Source organism: Streptosporangium sp. NPDC000563 (assembly GCF_040299985.1).
Lineage (GTDB): Bacteria > Actinomycetota > Actinomycetes > Streptosporangiales > Streptosporangiaceae > Streptosporangium.
This window is the reverse complement of record NZ_JBEPDA010000043.1, coordinates 26,801-43,064: the sequence shown is the minus strand read 5'-3', so window position 1 is coordinate 43,064 and position 16,264 is coordinate 26,801. Positions and strand designations below refer to the sequence as shown.

The 16,264-nt window shown below is 71.6% G+C and carries 7 protein-coding genes; 5 read left to right on the top strand and 2 right to left on the bottom strand.

Translation table 11 applies throughout. The features are described 5' to 3' along the window. The 3 genes from ABT352_RS39545 to rfbC form a co-directional block, all read left to right on the top strand. Positions 1-10,376 (top strand): SDR family NAD(P)-dependent oxidoreductase (locus tag ABT352_RS39545; protein WP_350950196.1); only part of this gene is annotated, 10,376 nt, incomplete at its 5' end. Positions 10,377-10,577: 201 nt separating this feature from the next. Further along, entirely contained in the window at positions 10,578-11,375 is a 798-nt protein-coding gene (locus ABT352_RS39540) for a 4'-phosphopantetheinyl transferase family protein (RefSeq protein WP_350950195.1), read from the top strand. 272 nt (positions 11,376-11,647) lie between these two features. Continuing rightward, complete coding sequence (gene rfbC / locus ABT352_RS39535) at positions 11,648-12,247, top strand: dTDP-4-dehydrorhamnose 3,5-epimerase (RefSeq protein WP_350950194.1); 600 nt, start codon at positions 11,648-11,650, stop codon at positions 12,245-12,247. 181 nt (positions 12,248-12,428) lie between these two features. Here rfbC and rfbB read toward each other — a convergent pair whose 3' ends face one another. Next, a complete protein-coding gene (rfbB, locus tag ABT352_RS39530) occupies positions 12,429-13,403 on the bottom strand; it encodes a dTDP-glucose 4,6-dehydratase (RefSeq protein ID WP_350950193.1) in 975 nt (324 codons plus the stop codon). A 353-nt stretch (positions 13,404-13,756) separates the two neighbouring features. On the opposite strand from rfbB, the gene rfbA reads away from it, so the two are divergent. Continuing rightward, complete coding sequence (gene rfbA / locus ABT352_RS39525) at positions 13,757-14,629, top strand: glucose-1-phosphate thymidylyltransferase RfbA (RefSeq protein ID WP_350950192.1); 873 nt, start codon at positions 13,757-13,759, stop codon at positions 14,627-14,629. 87 nt (positions 14,630-14,716) lie between these two features. Next, complete coding sequence (locus tag ABT352_RS39520; RefSeq protein ID WP_350950191.1) at positions 14,717-15,007, top strand: DUF5988 family protein; 291 nt, start codon at positions 14,717-14,719, stop codon at positions 15,005-15,007. 128 nt (positions 15,008-15,135) lie between these two features. On the opposite strand, the gene ABT352_RS39515 is transcribed toward ABT352_RS39520, so the two are convergent. Continuing rightward, positions 15,136-15,825 (bottom strand): TetR/AcrR family transcriptional regulator, encoded by a 690-nt coding sequence (locus ABT352_RS39515; RefSeq protein ID WP_350950190.1) that lies wholly within the window; start codon positions 15,823-15,825, stop codon positions 15,136-15,138. Between the last annotated feature and the right edge of the window lie 439 nt (positions 15,826-16,264).

The window sequence follows — 16,264 nt, the reverse complement described above, 5'->3', positions numbered from 1 at the left end:
GGTTCGCTCGGCAGCGGGGTTTGTCGGTGGATGGGCGGTGTCGGTCGTTCGCGGAGTCGGCCGATGGGGTGGGCTGGGCCGAGGGCGTGGGCATCTTGGTGTTGGAGCGGTTGTCGGATGCTCGGCGCAACGGCCACCAGGTGCTCGCGGTCGTTCGCGGATCTGCGGTGAATCAGGATGGTGCGTCGAACGGGTTGACGGCGCCGAACGGTCCGTCTCAGCAGCGGGTGATTCGTCAGGCGCTGGCGAGTGCGGGGTTGTCGGCGTCCGAGGTGGATGCGGTGGAGGCGCACGGCACCGGGACGACGCTGGGTGACCCGATCGAGGCGCAGGCGTTGCTGGCGACGTACGGCCAGGATCGGCCGGAGGACCGGCCGCTGCTGCTGGGGTCGATCAAGTCGAACATCGGTCACACCCAGGCGGCTGCCGGTGTGGCGGGTGTGATCAAGATGGTCATGGCGATGCGGCACGGGACACTGCCCAGGACGCTGCACGTGGACGCGCCCTCGTCGCATGTGGACTGGAGCGAGGGCGCGGTCGAGCTGCTGACCGAGCCGACGGAGTGGCCGGAGACCGACCGTCCGCGTCGGGCTGCGGTGTCGTCGTTCGGGATCAGCGGCACCAACGCGCACGTGCTCCTCGAACAGGAGCCGGCGGACGAGCGGGGCACGGCCGAAGAGCCCGTACGGGACCGGACGCCGGATGCCGAGACGGCGGATGTCGCGGTGGGATCGCCGGTGGTTCCGATGGTGGTGTCGGGTCGTACGGCGGAGGCGTTGCGGGCACAGGCCGGGCGGTTGGCGTCGTATGTGGGTGCCGATCCGGGGTTGGTGCTGGGTGATGCGGCGTTCTCGCTGGTGGCGACGCGGTCGGCGTTCGAGCATCGGGCGGTGGTGGTCGGTGATCGTGAGGGTGTGCTGGCCGGGCTGGGTGCGCTGGCCGGGGACCTGCCGGGCGCGGGTGTGGTGCGCGGGGTGGCCGTGGGTGAGCCGCAGCTGGCGTTCCTGTTCACCGGTCAGGGGTCGCAGCGGGCCGGGATGGGCCGGGAGTTGTACGACCGTTTCCCGGTGTTCGCGACCGCGTTGGACGAGGTGATCGCGGAGCTGGATCCGTTGCTTGAGGGGGTGGAGCGGGGATCGGCCGGAGGGTTGGGTGGCCGGTCGTTGCGTGAGGTGTTGTTCGCCGAGCCGGGGTCGGTGGAGGCGGGGTTGCTGGATCGGACCGGCTGGGCGCAGCCTGCGTTGTTCGCGGTGGAGACCGCGCTGTTCCGGCTGGTGTCCTCGTGGGGGGTGCGGCCGAACGTGCTGGCCGGTCATTCGATCGGGGAGATCACAGCGGCGCATGTGGCCGGTGTGCTGTCGTTGCAGGACGCGTGTGCGCTGGTGGCGGCGCGGGCGCGGTTGATGCAGGCGCTACCTGCGGGTGGGGCGATGGTGGCGGTCCAGGTCGCCGAGGAGCAGGTCGCCGAGCTGCTCGCCGGGCGCGAGGAGCAGGTGTCGGTCGCGGCGGTGAACGGCCCGTCCTCGGTGGTGATCTCCGGCGTCGAGGAGGCGGTGCTTGAGGTGGCCGCCGCCCTGGAGGAGCGGGGAGCGCGGACGAAGCGGTTGCGGGTGTCGCACGCCTTCCACTCCCCGCTGATGGACCCGATGCTGGAGGACTTCCGGGCGGTGGCCGGGTCGCTCTCCTTCAGCCCGCCGGAGATCCCGATCGTGTCCACGCTCACCGGGGAGCAGGCGACGGCCGAGCGACTGTGCTCGCTGGACTACTGGGTGGAGCAGGTCCGCGGCGCGGTCCGCTTCTCCGACGCCGTCCGCACCCTGCAGGCACAGGGCGTACGCGCCTACCTGGAACTCGGCCCCGACGGGGTGCTCACCGCGATGGCCGACGAGACCGTCACCGTGGCGGCCGAGACCGGTGCCGACGTGCCCGCGGATCCGGCGCGCGACGCCGAGGCGAGGTCGGCGGCCGATCCGGATGTGCTGGTACCGGCCCTGCGCAGGGGCCAGGACGAGCAAAAATCGATCATGATGGCGCTCGCCGCCCTGCACGTACGCGGGGTGCCGGTGGACTGGCGGGCGGCGTTCCCCGGCGCCCGTCGGGTGGAGTTGCCCACCTACGCCTTCCAGCGCCGACGTTTCTGGCCGGGACCCTCGCGCGGCCGCGTCGGCGATGTGACCGAGGCCGGGCTCGGAACGCCGGATCACCCCCTGCTGGGAGCCGCCGTCGAGCTGGCGGGTGGCGACGAGGTGCTCCTCACCGGCCGGTTGTCGGTGCGCTCCCAGCCGTGGCTGGCCGATCACGTGGTGTCGGGCCGGGTGGTGGTGCCTGCGACGGCGTTCCTGGAACTGGCGATCCGGGCGGGTGACGAGGTCGGCTGCGCCCGGGTGGACGAGCTGACCCTGGCCGCGCCGTTGCCCCTGCCCGAACAGGGCGGCGTCCGGGTACAGGTACGGCTGGGCGGACCCGACGAGAGGGGACAGCGGCCGTTGAGCGTGTACGCGCGGCCGGAAGGCGAGGAGGAGCGTCCCTGGACACGGCACGCGAACGGGCTTCTCGCGGTCGACGAGTCTCTCACCGTCCCCGACACCGCACCGGCGTTCGACACGACCGTGTGGCCGCCGGCCGGTACGACGCCGGTCTCGTTGGAGGGCTTCTACGAGGGACGGGCCGCGGACGGCTTCGACTACGGACCGGCTTTCCGCGGCCTCACCGCGGCCTGGCGCGGCGACTCGGACATGTACGCCGAAGTCAGCCTGCCCGAGCAGGACGTGGCCGAGGCGGGGGCGTTCGGCGTGCATCCGGCGCTGCTGGACGCGGTGCTGCACATGTGCCTGCTCCTCGACCTGAGCGAGGAGGCCCGGCGTAAGGTGCCCTTCGCGTGGGAGGGCGTGTCCCTGCACGCGGCGGGGGCGTCGACGGTCCGGGTGCGGATGTCCTGGGCCGGACCCGACGCGATGTCGATCGCGATCGCCGGCGTGGACGGTCCGGTGGCCTCGATCAGATCGCTGTCCCTGCGTCTCCTTTCCGAAGGACAGGCCGCCGGTCCGCGAGCGATCGGAAGGGACTCCCTGTTCAGGCTGGACTGGGTTCCGCAGGCAGCCCCGGCGTCGCCGGTGTCCGCGGTCTCGCCGGGCACCCTGGCGGTGGTGGGCACGGACGGCTGGGGGCTCACCGAGGCACTCGCCGCCTCGGTGGGTGGTCCCGTCGGGGTCGGTGCCGATCTGCGGTCGCTGGTAGAGGCGTACGACGGTGACGCTTCCGTGCCGCGTACGGTGCTGGTCCCGGTGGAGGCGGGCCAGGGTGACGAGGTGCCGACGGCCGCTCACGACCTGGCGTCGTCCGTGCTGGAGCTGGTGCGTTCCTGGCTCGCGGACGAGCGGTTCGCCGATTCGCGGTTGGTGTTCCTCACCCGGGGCGCGGTGGACGGCGACGACGTGGCGGCGGCGACGGTGTGGGGGCTCGTGCGTGCCGCCGAGGCCGAGCATCCGGGCCGGTTCGCGCTGATCGACCTCGACCTCCGGCTCGGCGACGCCCACGACCCGAGGGGAGTGCCGGCGACGTCGATCGCGGCACTGCCGTCGGCCCTGGCCGCCGCCGAGCCGCAACTGGTGATCAGGGACGGTGCCGTGCTGGCCGGTCGGCTTGCCCGCGTCTTCCCGCCCGCCGACCCGGCCGGTATGACCTGGGATCCGGAGGGCACGGTGCTGATCACCGGCGGCACCGGCGGCCTGGGTGGCATGCTGGCCCGCCACCTGGTGACCGAGCACGGCGTCGGCCACCTGACGCTGGCGAGCCGTCGCGGTGACCGGGCGGAGGGCGTCGAGGAACTGGTGGCGGAGCTCGCCGGACTCGGCGCCCGGACGAACGTCGTGGCATGCGACCTGGCGGACCGTGACGCCGTCGCCGCCCTGCTGGCCGGGATACCCGCCGAACACCCGCTGACCGCGGTGGTGCACGCCGCGGGCGTGCTGGACGACGGCGTGATCGGCACGCTGACGTCGCGGAGCCTGGAGAAGGTGTTCCGCCCCAAGGTGGACGCGGCCTGGCATCTCCACGAGCTGACCAGGGACGAGAATCTGGCGGGCTTCGTCCTGTTCTCGTCGGTGGCCGGGACGTTCGGGACGGCGGGGCAGGCCAACTACGCGGCGGCGAACGCCTTCCTGGACGCGCTCGCCCGGCACCGCCGGGCCGAAGGGCTACCGGCGGTCTCGCTGGGCTGGGGGCCGTGGGACCAGGTGAGTGGCATGACCGGCGCCCTGAGCGAGGCCGAGATGGGCAGGCTCGCCAGGCGCGGGACGCTCCCGCTCTCCCCTGAGCAGGGGCTGGCGCTGTTCGACGTGACAGTCACGGGCGAAGAGCCGGCCCTGTTGCCCGTACGTCTGGATCTGTCGGCGTTCCGCACCGGCGGGGACGTCCCGTTCCCGCTGCGAGGGCTGGTCAGGGCGCAGGCCCGCAGGCAGGCCACGACCGAGGTGGCGGCCACGCTCGTGGAACGCCTCGCGCCGCTCGGGGAGGGCGAGCGGATGGCTGTCCTGCTGGAGCTGGTGCGGGGCCAGGTGGCGCGGGCGCTGGGCCACGCGGACGGCGACTCGATCGAGCCGCTGGGCAGTTTCCAGAGCATGGGCTTCGACTCGCTGACGGCCGTCGAGGTGCGCAACAGGCTGGCCGCCGACACCGGGCTGAGGCTGCCGGCGACGCTCGTGTTCGACTACCCGAACGTCACGGCGCTGACGGAGTACCTCCTGGCGGAACTGCCGGGTGACCTCGGCGCCCCGGTGAGCGGGCGCGTGGTCGCGCGACCGGTCACACCGGTCGGCGACGACCCCGTGGTGATCGTGTCGATGGCGTGCCGCTACCCGGGTGGGGTGACCTCTCCCGAGGAACTGTGGCGGCTGGTCGAGGAGGGTGGGGACGCGATCTCGGCGTTCCCGACCTCTCGTGGCTGGGATCTGGAGTCGCTGTACGACCCCGGCCGCGAACGCCGGGGCACCAGCTACGTCCGCGAGGGCGGCTTCCTGCACGACGCGGGGGAGTTCGACCCCGGTTTCTTCGGGATCTCGCCCCGTGAGGCGCTCGCGATGGACCCGCAGCAGCGGCTCCTTCTTGAGGTGGCCTGGGAGGCGGTCGAGCGGGCCGGGATCGACCCGCTCTCGCTGCGCGGCAGTCACACGGGTGTGTTCGCCGGGGTGATGTACCACGACTACGCGACGAGCGCGGAGTTCCCGCCGGACGTGGTGAGCTTCATGGGCACCGGTACGGCCGGCAGCGTGCTGTCCGGGCGGCTGTCCTACATCCTCGGTCTGGAGGGGCCGGCGATGACGGTGGACACCGCGTGCTCCTCCTCGCTGGTGGCGTTGCACCTGGCGGCGCAGGCGCTGCGCGGCGGTGAGTGCTCGCTCGCACTGGTCGGTGGTGTGACGGTGATGGCGACTCCTGGGGCGTTCATCGACTTCAGCGCCCAGGACGGGCTCGCCGCCGACGGGCGGTGCAAGTCCTTCTCCGAGGCCGCCGACGGTGTCGGCTGGTCCGAGGGCGTCGGGACGCTGGTGCTGGAGCGCCTGTCCGACGCGCGGCGCAACGGCCACCAGGTGCTGGCCGTCGTCCGCGGTTCCGCGGTGAACCAGGACGGCGCCTCCAACGGGCTGACCGCGCCGAACGGCCCCTCACAGCAGCGGGTGATCCGCCAGGCACTGGCCGGCGCCGGACTGGCCACGGTGGACGTGGACGTGGTGGAGGGCCACGGAACGGGGACGAGCCTGGGCGACCCGATCGAGGCGCAGGCGTTGCTCGCCACCTACGGGCAGGACCGGCCGGCGGACCGGCCGCTGCTGCTGGGCTCGATCAAGTCGAACATCGGGCACACCCAGGCGGCGGCGGGCGTCGCCGGTGTGATCAAGATGGTGATGGCGATGCGCCACGAAGTGCTGCCGGGCACGCTGCACGTGGACGCGCCCTCGTCGCACGTGGACTGGGAGCAGGGGGCGGTGGAACTGCTGACCGAGCACCGCCCGTGGCCGGGGGGCGGATGGCCGCGCCGGGCCGGGGTGTCGTCGTTCGGCATCAGCGGGACCAACGCGCACGTCATCCTGGAGGAGGCGCCGCCGTCCGCGGACGCGACGGCCGGACGTCGCTCGCCGAACGGCTCACCGGGCAGGTCGCAGAACGGACCGCAGAACGGGGCGTCGGACGTATCACTGAACGGATCGTCGTCAGGCGTCCCGACCGGCCAGGCGCCGGACGTCGTGCCGGTGCCGGTGCCGGTGCCGGTGCCGGTGTCGGGGAAGACGGATGACGCGCTGCGGGCGCAGGCGGCACGCCTGCTGTCGCGGGTCCAGGACGATCCGGACGTCTCCTGTGCGGACATCGGCTTCTCGCTGGCGACGGGCCGTTCCGCGTTCGAGCACCGGGCGGTGGTGCTGGCCGGCGACCGGGACGGGTTGCTCGCGGGCCTGGCGGCGGTGGCCGACGGGCGCCCGGCACCGGGAACGGTGAGGGGACGTGGCGTGCGGCCGGGCAGGCTCGCGCTGCTGTTCACCGGACAGGGCGCCCAGCGGGCCGGAATGGGCAGGGAGCTGTACGAGCGGTTCCCGGTGTTCGCCGACGCCCTCGACGCCTTGCTCGCACACCTGGACCCCGAGCTGGACCGCCCGCTGCGCGAGGTGATGTTCGGCGGCGACACCGAGTCGCTGAACCGGACCGGATACACCCAGCCCGCGCTGTTCGCCCTGGAGGTGGCGCTGTTCCGGCTGGTGGAGTCCTGGGGCGTCAAGCCGGACTTCCTGGTGGGGCACTCGATCGGGGAGATCGCGGCCGCGCACGTGGCGGGCGTGCTCTCGCCTGCGGACGCGTGCCGGCTGGTGGCGGCACGTGCCCGGCTGATGCAGGCGCTGCCTGAGGGCGGCGCGATGATCGCCGTACAGGCTTCTGAGCGTGAGGTGCTGCCGCTTCTCGCCGGATGCGAGGACGAGGTCTCCGTCGCCGCGGTGAACGGTCCCGCCTCGGTGGTGATCGCCGGTGCCGAGGACGCGGTCGTCCGGATCTCCGACCTGCTGGAGGCGAGGGGACGCAGGACGAGGCGGCTGAGGGTGAGCCACGCGTTCCACTCGCCGCTGATGGAGCCGATGCTGGCGGAGTTCCGCGGGGTGGCCGAGGGCCTGGACTTCGCGGCACCGCGGATCCCGGTGGTCTCGACCGTGACGGGCGAGCTCGCGTCGGCGGAGGAGCTGTGCTCACCGGACCACTGGGTGGAGCAGGTGCGGCGCGAGGTCAGGTTCGCCGACGGCGTGGAGACGCTGCGGCGGCGCGGGGTCGGCGCGTACCTCGAACTGGGACCCGACGGGGTGCTGACCGCGATGGCCGAGGACACCGTCCAGGACGAGGCCGCGGTGCTGGTACCGGCGCTGCGCGGTGACCGCGGCGAGCAGGACGCGATCATGACCGCGGTGGCGACGTTGCACACGCATGGGCTCGCGGTGGACTGGCCGGCCGTGTTCGGGGCCGCGTTCGGCGACGCCCGCCGGGTCGACCTGCCGACGTACGCCTTCAGGCATCAGTGGTTCTGGCCGAGTGGGCGGCGGGTCGGGGACGTCAGGGATCTCGGGCTCGCGGCGGCGGCGCACCCGCTGCTGGGGGCCGCGGTGCGGCTCGCCGGGTCGGAGGGGGTCGTGCTCACCGGCCGCCTCTCACCGCGATCACACCCGTGGCTCGCCGACCACGCCGTCGGCGGGATGGTGATCCTGCCCGGCGCGGCACTGCTGGAACTCGCCGTCCGGGCCGGGGACCAGGTCGGCTGCGACCGGGTGGAGGAACTCACCATGGCCGCCCCGCTCGTGTTCGGCGAGGGGGAGGCGATGGACCTGCAGGTGTCTGTGGGCGCGCCCGACGCGTCGGACCACCGTGAGCTCGGCGTCTACGCGCGGCCCGCGGGCGCCGCCGACGACGAGACGTGGACACGGTACGCGACCGGTGTGCTCTCCGGCGGCGGACGCGAGGGCGCGGCCCTGGCCGAGGTCTTCGACACCGAGGTGTGGCCACCGAGGGGAGCGTCCGCCGTCGAACTGGACGGCCTCTACGAGCGGTTCGCCGAGGGCGGGTTCGTCTACGGCCCGCTCTTCCGGGGGTTGCGCGCGGCCTGGCGGCGTGACGACGAGGTGTTCGCGGAGATCGCCCTGCCCGAGCAGGCCGGCGACGCCGGCTCGTACGGCGTGCACCCGGCGCTGCTGGACGCCGCCCTGCACGCGGTGCCGTTCCTGGAGTCCGCCGAGCCGGAGGCGGGGCGCCTGCCGTTCGCGTGGGGCGGCGTGCACCTGCACGCGGCCGGCGCGACGACGCTGCGCGTGCGCGTGACCAGAACCGGCGAGGACACGGTGTCGGTGAGCGCGGTGGACACGGCGGGAGCGCCCGTGCTCACCGCCGAGTCGCTGGTGTCGCGTCCGGCGTCGCCCGGCGGCCTGGTCGCCGGCGGACGCCGGACATCGGGGGACGGGCTGTTCCGGCTGGAGTGGACGCCTCTGCCCCAGACGCCGGCCGACGCTCGGGAAGCGGAGGCGGAGGTGGTGTCGCTGGACGTGACGGCGGATCCCGGGGATCTCGTCACGCCGGGTGCCCCGCCGCGTGCCGCGGCCGTGTTCCTCGCCGCCGAGCCCACCGACCCCGCCGACCCCGCCGACCCCACTGACGTCATCACCGCGACCCGCGGGTCCACCGCTCGCGTACTCGGCCTTCTGCAGCGCTGGCTCGCGGAGGAGCGGCTCGGTGACAGCACCCTCGTCGTGATGACGTGTGGCGCGGTCGCCGTCCACGAGGACGACCGGGTGACCGACCTGCCGGGTGCCGCCGTGTGGGGACTGGTCCGCGCCGCGCAGGCGGAGAATCCGGGCCGGTTCGTGCTCGTCGATCTCGACGAACCGCGGGCGCCTTCGACGGCGCTGCTGCGGGCCGTCCTGGCCTGTGGCGAGCCGCAGGTCGCGGTGCGTGACGGGGGGCTGAGAGCGGCGCGCCTGGTGCCGGCCGCCATGGACGGGGACGGCGTACGGCGGTGGGATCCCGAGGGCACGGTTTTGATCACCGGTGGCACGGGTGGCCTCGGCGCCGAGGTGGCGCGGCACCTGGTGGGCGAGCACGGAGTGCGGCGGCTGCTGCTGGCCGGCCGCCGAGGTCTGGAGGCGCCCGGCGCCCCCGAGTTGCGGGCCGAGCTGGCCGCCCGCGGCGCCGAGGTCGTCGTCGCCGCGTGTGACGTCTCCGACCGGGGCGCGCTCGCGGACCTGCTGGCAGGCGTACCCGCCGATCATCCGCTGACGGCGGTCGTCCACGCGGCGGGGGTGCTGGACGACGCGACGATTCCCTCCCTGCGCCCCGAGCGGATGGACACCGCGCTGTGGCCCAAGGCGGGTGCCGCCTGGCATCTGCACGAGCTCACCCAGGGGGTGGAACTCGCCGCGTTCGTGCTCTTCTCGTCGATGGCCGGCGTGGCCGGCGGTGCGGGGCAGGGCAACTACGCCGCGGCCAACGCCTTCCTCGACGGACTGGCCCACCACCGCCGGGCCGCCGGGCTCGCCGCGTTGTCGCTGGCCTGGGGTCCCTGGGTGCGGGACGCCGGGGCGACCGGCGGAATGACCGGCGCCCTCGCCGACACCGACCGGCGGCGGATGGCGCGGGTGGGCATCCGTCCGCTGTCGGTGGAGCAGGGACTGCGACTGTTCGACGCCGCCGGAGGTGTGGACCGCCCGGTGCTGGTGCCGGTCAGGTTCGACCTGCCGGCGTTGCGGGCGCGTGAGGAGGTTCCGCCGCTGCTGAGAGGGCTGGTGCCCGCCGGAAGACGCCGGACGGCCGCGAGCGGGCGCCAGGAGCCGGACACCCTGGTGCACGGGCTGACCGCCCTCGGCGCCGCCGAGCGCGCCGAGGTGCTCCTGGATCTCGTACGGGGCCAGGTGGCGGCCGTACTCGGGCACAGCGGAACCGGCTCCGTCGAGCCGGACCGGGCGTTCAAGGAGCTGGGCTTCGACTCGCTCACCGCCGTCGAGCTGCGAAACAGGTTGACCGACGCCACCGGGCTGCGCCTGCCGGTCAGCCTGGTGTTCGACCACCCCACCTCGCTCGCCCTCGTCGACCACCTGCTCGACCGGCTCGGCCTGACCGAGCAGACGGGGTCCGCGGCGCTCCTCGCCGAACTCGCGAAGCTGGAGAGGGCGTTCAGCGGGATGGCCGTCGACCCCGAGGCGCACCGGCAGGTCGCGGCGCGCCTGGACGTTCTGAAGACGAAATGGGCGGCGCTCTCGCGTGATTCCGGTGATCCCGGCGATACGGAGCTCGACCTCGACTCGGTCTCGGACAGTGAGATGTTCGACATGCTCGACAACGAGCTCGGCCTGTCGTGACCCTGTCGTCGCTGTCGTCGCTGTCGTCGCCGTTTCGGTTCGTGCGTGAGCCGGCCACCTCATGAGGACACGAGGTCGGCTCGCGGCGGGCAGCCCGCACGCCGTCCCCGCGAGGGGTGGAAAACCCGCCGAGGGGGTCCGGCCGAGTGCCGGACGCTCTCGCCGGACCGGGCAGGTCCCGCCGACCTCCGAACGTGCCTCATGATCGAGGATCTACTGCCGGGAGAGGTCAGGTCATCGGAGGTGTTCGACGACTCGCGGCCCTGCGCCCTGTTCTTCGAGGAGGAGGCCGTGATCAGCAGGGCGGTGGAGAAGCGCCGCCGCGAGTTCACCACGGGACGCTGGTGCGCTCGCGATGCCCTGGGGCGTCTGGGCTACCCTCCGGTGCCGGTACCGCCCGGGGTGAAGGGCGCGCCGGTCTGGCCCTCGGGTGTCGTCGGCAGCATCACCCACTGTGCCGGATACCGGGCCGCCGCCGTCGCGCGGTCCGGTGACATCACGACCCTGGGCATCGACGCCGAGCCGAACAAGCCGCTGCCCTCCGGAGTGCTGGAGGTGATCACGGTCGGCGAGGAGCTGCGCCGTGTGACGTATCTCCTGCGGCGCGATCCGTCGGTGAGGTGGGACCGGCTGCTGTTCAGCGCGAAGGAGTCCGTCTACAAGGCGTGGTTCCCCCTCGCGCCGCTGCGGGAACCGCGCCTCGACTTCACGGAGGCGTCGATCACCTTCGATCCGGCCTGGGGCGGCTTCCACGCCCGGTTGCTGGCCGAGGGGCCGAGGCTGAGCGACGGTGTCGAGCTGAAGGAGTTCTTCGGCCGATGGCTGGTGGGCCGAGGGCTCATGATCACGGCCGTCGCGGTCGTGGCGGCACCTTCGGCCGCCAGGAACGCCGACGGGCACCGGCGGAGGCGGGGGAGCGCGCGGCCGGGCGGTGACGGCGCTGTCCGCCGCTCGGGCGAGGGGAACGAAGGGGACGTTCACGATTCTCCGGGTGCGTGAGTCCGGAGTAGGGGGAGGGGGAGTCCCGCCGAACGCCGGTGTCCTCCTGTCGCCGGACCCGGCGACGGGTCCTTTGACCTCATCCGACAGGGTGCCACCCCTGTCGATCTCCGTGAGGGAACCGGGCACGACCCGGTCGGCCTCGGCGAACGAACCGGGTGCCACCCCTGTCGGCCTCCGTGAATGAGGGGTTTCCAGGGTGAAGGGGCTCCTGAAGACTCCGCGGGAAAGGGGCTCACGCAGCCCGGGTCCTCCACGCTCAAGGAGATCTGATGAGCATGCGTCCGCTCGGTGTCGACGGTGCGTGGGTCTTCGAACCGAAGGTGTTCCCCGACAGCAGGGGCAGCTTTCACGAATGGTTCCACGACGCGCCCTTCCGTGAGGCCACCGGCCAGAGCCTGGCCCTGGCCCAGGCGAACTACTCGGTCTCGCGCCGGGGGACGCTGCGCGGTGTGCACTTCGCCGACGTCCCGCCCAGCCAGGCCAAGTACGTCAAGTGCGTCAGGGGAGCGGTCTTCGACGTACTCGTCGACATCCGCGTCGGATCGCCAACCTTCGGGAGGTGGGAGGCGGTGGTCCTCGACGACCGGGATCACCGCGCCGTCTACATCTCCGAGGGACTCGGCCACGCCTTCATGGCGCTGACCGACGACGCGACGGTGGTCTACCTCTGTTCCGAGGGGTACGCGCCCGGCCGTGAGCACGGCATCAACCCGCTCGACGCGGAGCTGGGGATCGAGTGGCCCGCCGGACTTGATCCCCTGCTGTCGGAGAAGGACGAGGCGGCCCCGACCCTCGCCGAGGCCCGGCGAAGGGGCATGCTCCCCACGTACGAGGAGTGCCGTGGCCTGTACGCCAAGCTTCGCGCGTGAGCGGCGCCGCCCTTCGTGTCCCGGCGTCGGCGCGTTCCCCCGCGCTCCGCGCCTCCGCCCCGGGCCGTCTCCGGGGCCCCGCACCATCCCCGGGCCGGTCTCCGGTGGCCCGAGGGCGGTGCGGGGCCCCGGTACGACCGTTGTGCGGGGACCCGCGCCGTACGGGGGCGGGAAGGACGGGTCAGCCGGTCCGCAGCCCCGCCTTGAGCGGCTCCCACCAGGCCCGGTTGTCGCGGTACCAGGCCACGGTCTCGGCCAGGCCCGTCGCGAAGTCCTTGCGCGGGCGGTAGCCCAGCTCCCGCTCGATCTTGGTCCAGTCGACGGAGTAGCGGCGGTCGTGGCCCTTACGGTCCTCCACGTAGGCGATGCTGCTCTCGTCCGCGCCCAGGGCCTCCAGGAGGAGGCCGGTGAGTTCCCTGTTGCTCAGCTCGGTGCCGCCGCCGATGTTGTAGACCTCACCGGGGCGGCCCGCCGTGCGGACCAGCTCGATGCCCCTGACGTGGTCGTCGACGTGCAGCCAGTCGCGGACGTTGAGGCCGTCGCCGTACAGCGGGACCTTCAGTCCGTCGAGCAGGTTGGTGATGAACAGCGGGATGACCTTCTCGGGGAAGTGGTGGGGCCCGTAGTTGTTGGAGCAGCGGGTCACCCGCACGTCCAGGCCGTGGGTGCGGTGGTAGGAGAGTGACAGCAGGTCGCCGGCCGCCTTGGAGGCCGCGTAGGGGGAGTTGGGGCTCAGCGGGTCGGTCTCCGGCCAGGACCCCTCTTCGATCGAGCCGTAGACCTCGTCGGTGGAGACGTACACGAAGGTCGCCGGCCCGCCGCGGAGTGCCGCGTCCAGGAGGGTCTGGGTGCCCACCACGTTGGTCCGCACGAACTCGCCGGCGCCGAGGATCGACCGGTCGACGTGGGACTCGGCGGCGAAGTGCACCACCTGGTCGTGCCGGGAGACGAGTTCGCCGACGAGTTCGGTGTCGCAGATGTCGCCCTGGACGAACGCGAAGCGGTCACTGTCGCGGACCGGGTCGAGGTTGGCCGGGTTGCCCGCGTAGGTGAGTTTGTCCAGCACGGTGACAGTCGCCGGGCCGTCCGTGCCGAGAAGGGTGCGTACGTAGTGGGAACCGATGAATCCGGCACCCCCGGTGACGAGAATTCTCAACGGAGATCCACCTCGCTGTGATCGCTGGACGGGAGACCCGCCCTCATGGCTGTGGGCGTCGCGGGGGCGGTGCCCTTCCGTGAATGCGCGGATGTTCGGAATTTCGGCACGCATGGTTTTTGGAGATGATTCGTCGGCGCGGAATTCCGGGGCCGCGGCTCCGACTGTAGGCGGTGAGATCCGGTGTGAGAAGCCCTGCCCACGGGCGATGAATTCGACCGGAGGAAATAGGGGGATTAAGGGAGACGGTAGGGGGTTGATGCCCCCTATGCGCCATGTGAGTCTTTTTGGTACCGGTCGGCTTCCTATCCGATTGACCACCGTTGGCCGACTTCGTCATGAAGGGCTTTTCCATGAAAGGCATCATTCTCGCGGGCGGCCACGGCACGAGGTTGTATCCGCTCACGCTCGCGGTCTCCAAGCAGCTTCTCCCCGTGAACGACAAGCCGATGATCTACTATCCGCTGTCGACGCTCATGCTCGCGGGCATCAGGGAGATCATGATCATCTCCACCCCCGCCGACCTGCCGCAGCTGACCCGCCTGTTGCGGGACGGGTCACACCTGGGGCTCGACATCAGCTACGCGCAGCAGGACGAGCCGAAGGGCCTGGCCGACGCCTTCGTCATCGGCGCAGACCACATCGGCGGCGATCCGGTCGCCCTCGTGCTCGGCGACAACATCTTCCACGGCAACTCCTTCTACGACATCCTCCAGGAGAACGTCGCGGACGTGGACGGCTGCGTGCTGTTCGGCTACCCGGTCAGCGACCCCCAGCGTTACGGCATCGGGGAGACCGATGCCGAAGGCCGGCTCGTCTCGATCGAGGAGAAGCCGGCGAATCCCCGGTCCAACAGGGCGATCGTCGGCCTCTACCTCTACGACAACGACGTGATCGACATCGCCAAGAACCTGCGGCCCTCCCCCCGGGGGGAGCTGGAGATCACCGATGTCAACCGCACCTACCTGCGAAGGGGCAAGGCGCGCCTGCGTGACCTGGGCAGGGGGTTCGCCTGGATCGACGCCGGCACGCCGGAGTCGATCCTGCAGGCCACCCAGTACGTGCAGGCGCTGGAGAACCGGCAGGGCGTACGCATCGCCTGCATCGAGGAGGTCGCGCTGCGCATGGGCTTCATCGACGCCGAGGCCTGCGACCGGCTGGGAGCCGAACTCTCCGCCTCCAGCTACGGCCGGTACGTACGCGGCGTCGCGGCCGAGTTCCGCTGAGCGTTCCAGGGGTCGGAGGCGCGGAAACGATCCGCGGCCACGGCGGCGGACCACATCCACCGAACACACAGACCGGAGGTATTCCAGATGAGCGTCTCCATCGACCAGGGCGGGCAGGAGAGCGGGGCGGAAGGGCAGGGCCATTCCGGATTCGCCGCATCGCAGCTCGAACGGACATATGTCGACGTCGTACTCGAAGGGGGTCCCGCTGATATCTCACGGACCTTTCGTGTCGACGACGCGACGGCGGCCTACGGAAAGATAAAGATTCCCCGGCACAATGGCTACGAGCACTTCGAGCGGCAGACGGAATCGGTTTCCGATGATTCCGGAGCGGCTGTCTTTCGTTGGACGACCCGGACCAGAATCGCCGAGTAGCGCAGTCCTCCGATGTTTTTCTTTCATACATGAACGACTTGCCGAAAAAAGGCTTTCCGGTGACGGTGAGTGATTCGCGTCCCGCGGGAGCCGTCGGGCTGGTCGCGGGGCGAATCCGGGTGCGTGCCCTACGCCCCCTTGTTCCGGCCCTCCACCAGGACGGCGACACCGTCGAGAAGGTGCCGCAGGCTGAACTCGAACCACTCGTCGATGTCGATCGGCTCGTCCTGTTGCGCGTACAGCCTGGACAGCATCGGGAACTGCCCGGACTCCAGGATCTCCAGGAGCATCGGCGTCTTCGACGCGCGCCACTGTCTCGTCGTGACGCCGGTGCGGCGCTCGGCCTCCAGCTCGTTCACCAGCAGCAGGGCCGCGCCCTGCACCTGGGCGCTCACCATCATGGCCACCCAGTGCATCGTCATCGGGTCGAGGCCGAGGCCGTCCATGGCGCGCATCGCCCACTCGACATCGGCGAGCACGTTCGGCCCGAGCGGCGGCTGGGGGGTGGCGATGACCCGCAGCGCCCAGGGGTGCCTGGAGTACATCCCCCACTCCCTTCGTGCCGCGATCTCCAGCCTGGTGCGCCAGCCTCCCGGTACGGAGACCGGATAGGAGGTCTCCCCGAAGACGACCTCGACCATCAACTCGACGAGCGCGTCCTTGCCCGACACGTAGCGGTACAGCGACATCGTGCCGGCGCCCAGCTCGGTCGCGACGCGGCGCATCGACAACGCGTCCAGTCCCTCGGTGTCGGCGATCCGGACCGCGGTGCGTACGATCCGCTCCGTGCTCAGGCCGCTCGGGGGTTCGTGGTGCATGGCCAGATCGTCGGCGCTCTGCCGGAGCGGGGCATGGTCCGCGGCGGGGGCGCATCCCGGCGCCACGGAGAGGGGGGCGTTGGGGGGAGCGACTCGCAGCGCGGAGGCCGGGGTCCGTCCGGCGGACTGCGCGGACCGCTCGGCGGTTCGGGCACGGTAGGCCCGCGCCTGACAGGCGCGGGAGCAGTACCGGGGGCGTCGTCCCCGAGGTGCGGCGTTCAAAGGCTTTCCACATTGTGTGCACGTCAACATGTGGTCCCCGTCCGATTCCAGATGCACAGCCGTGTGACGAAACTCTAGCACATGCTTTTTGTGACGTAATTGGCGATCCAAGCGTGATGAAATAACCAGTGGGAGCGAGGCGTCGTTAGGTGCTAACCCGCTGTTCTCTAGGGTTTATCTGGAACTTTTCAGAAGTCAAGGTCGATCTGAAGATGAG

Coding starts and splice junctions, on each gene's coding strand:
- rfbA (WP_350950192.1), top strand. CDS start 13,757: ATGAAAGGCATCATTCTCGCGGGCGGCCACGGCACGAGGTTGTATCCG.
- ABT352_RS39540 (WP_350950195.1), top strand. CDS start 10,578: ATGATCGAGGATCTACTGCCGGGAGAGGTCAGGTCATCGGAGGTGTTC.
- rfbC (WP_350950194.1), top strand. CDS start 11,648: ATGAGCATGCGTCCGCTCGGTGTCGACGGTGCGTGGGTCTTCGAACCG.
- ABT352_RS39520 (WP_350950191.1), top strand. CDS start 14,717: ATGAGCGTCTCCATCGACCAGGGCGGGCAGGAGAGCGGGGCGGAAGGG.
- ABT352_RS39515 (WP_350950190.1), bottom strand. CDS start 15,825: ATGCACCACGAACCCCCGAGCGGCCTGAGCACGGAGCGGATCGTACGC.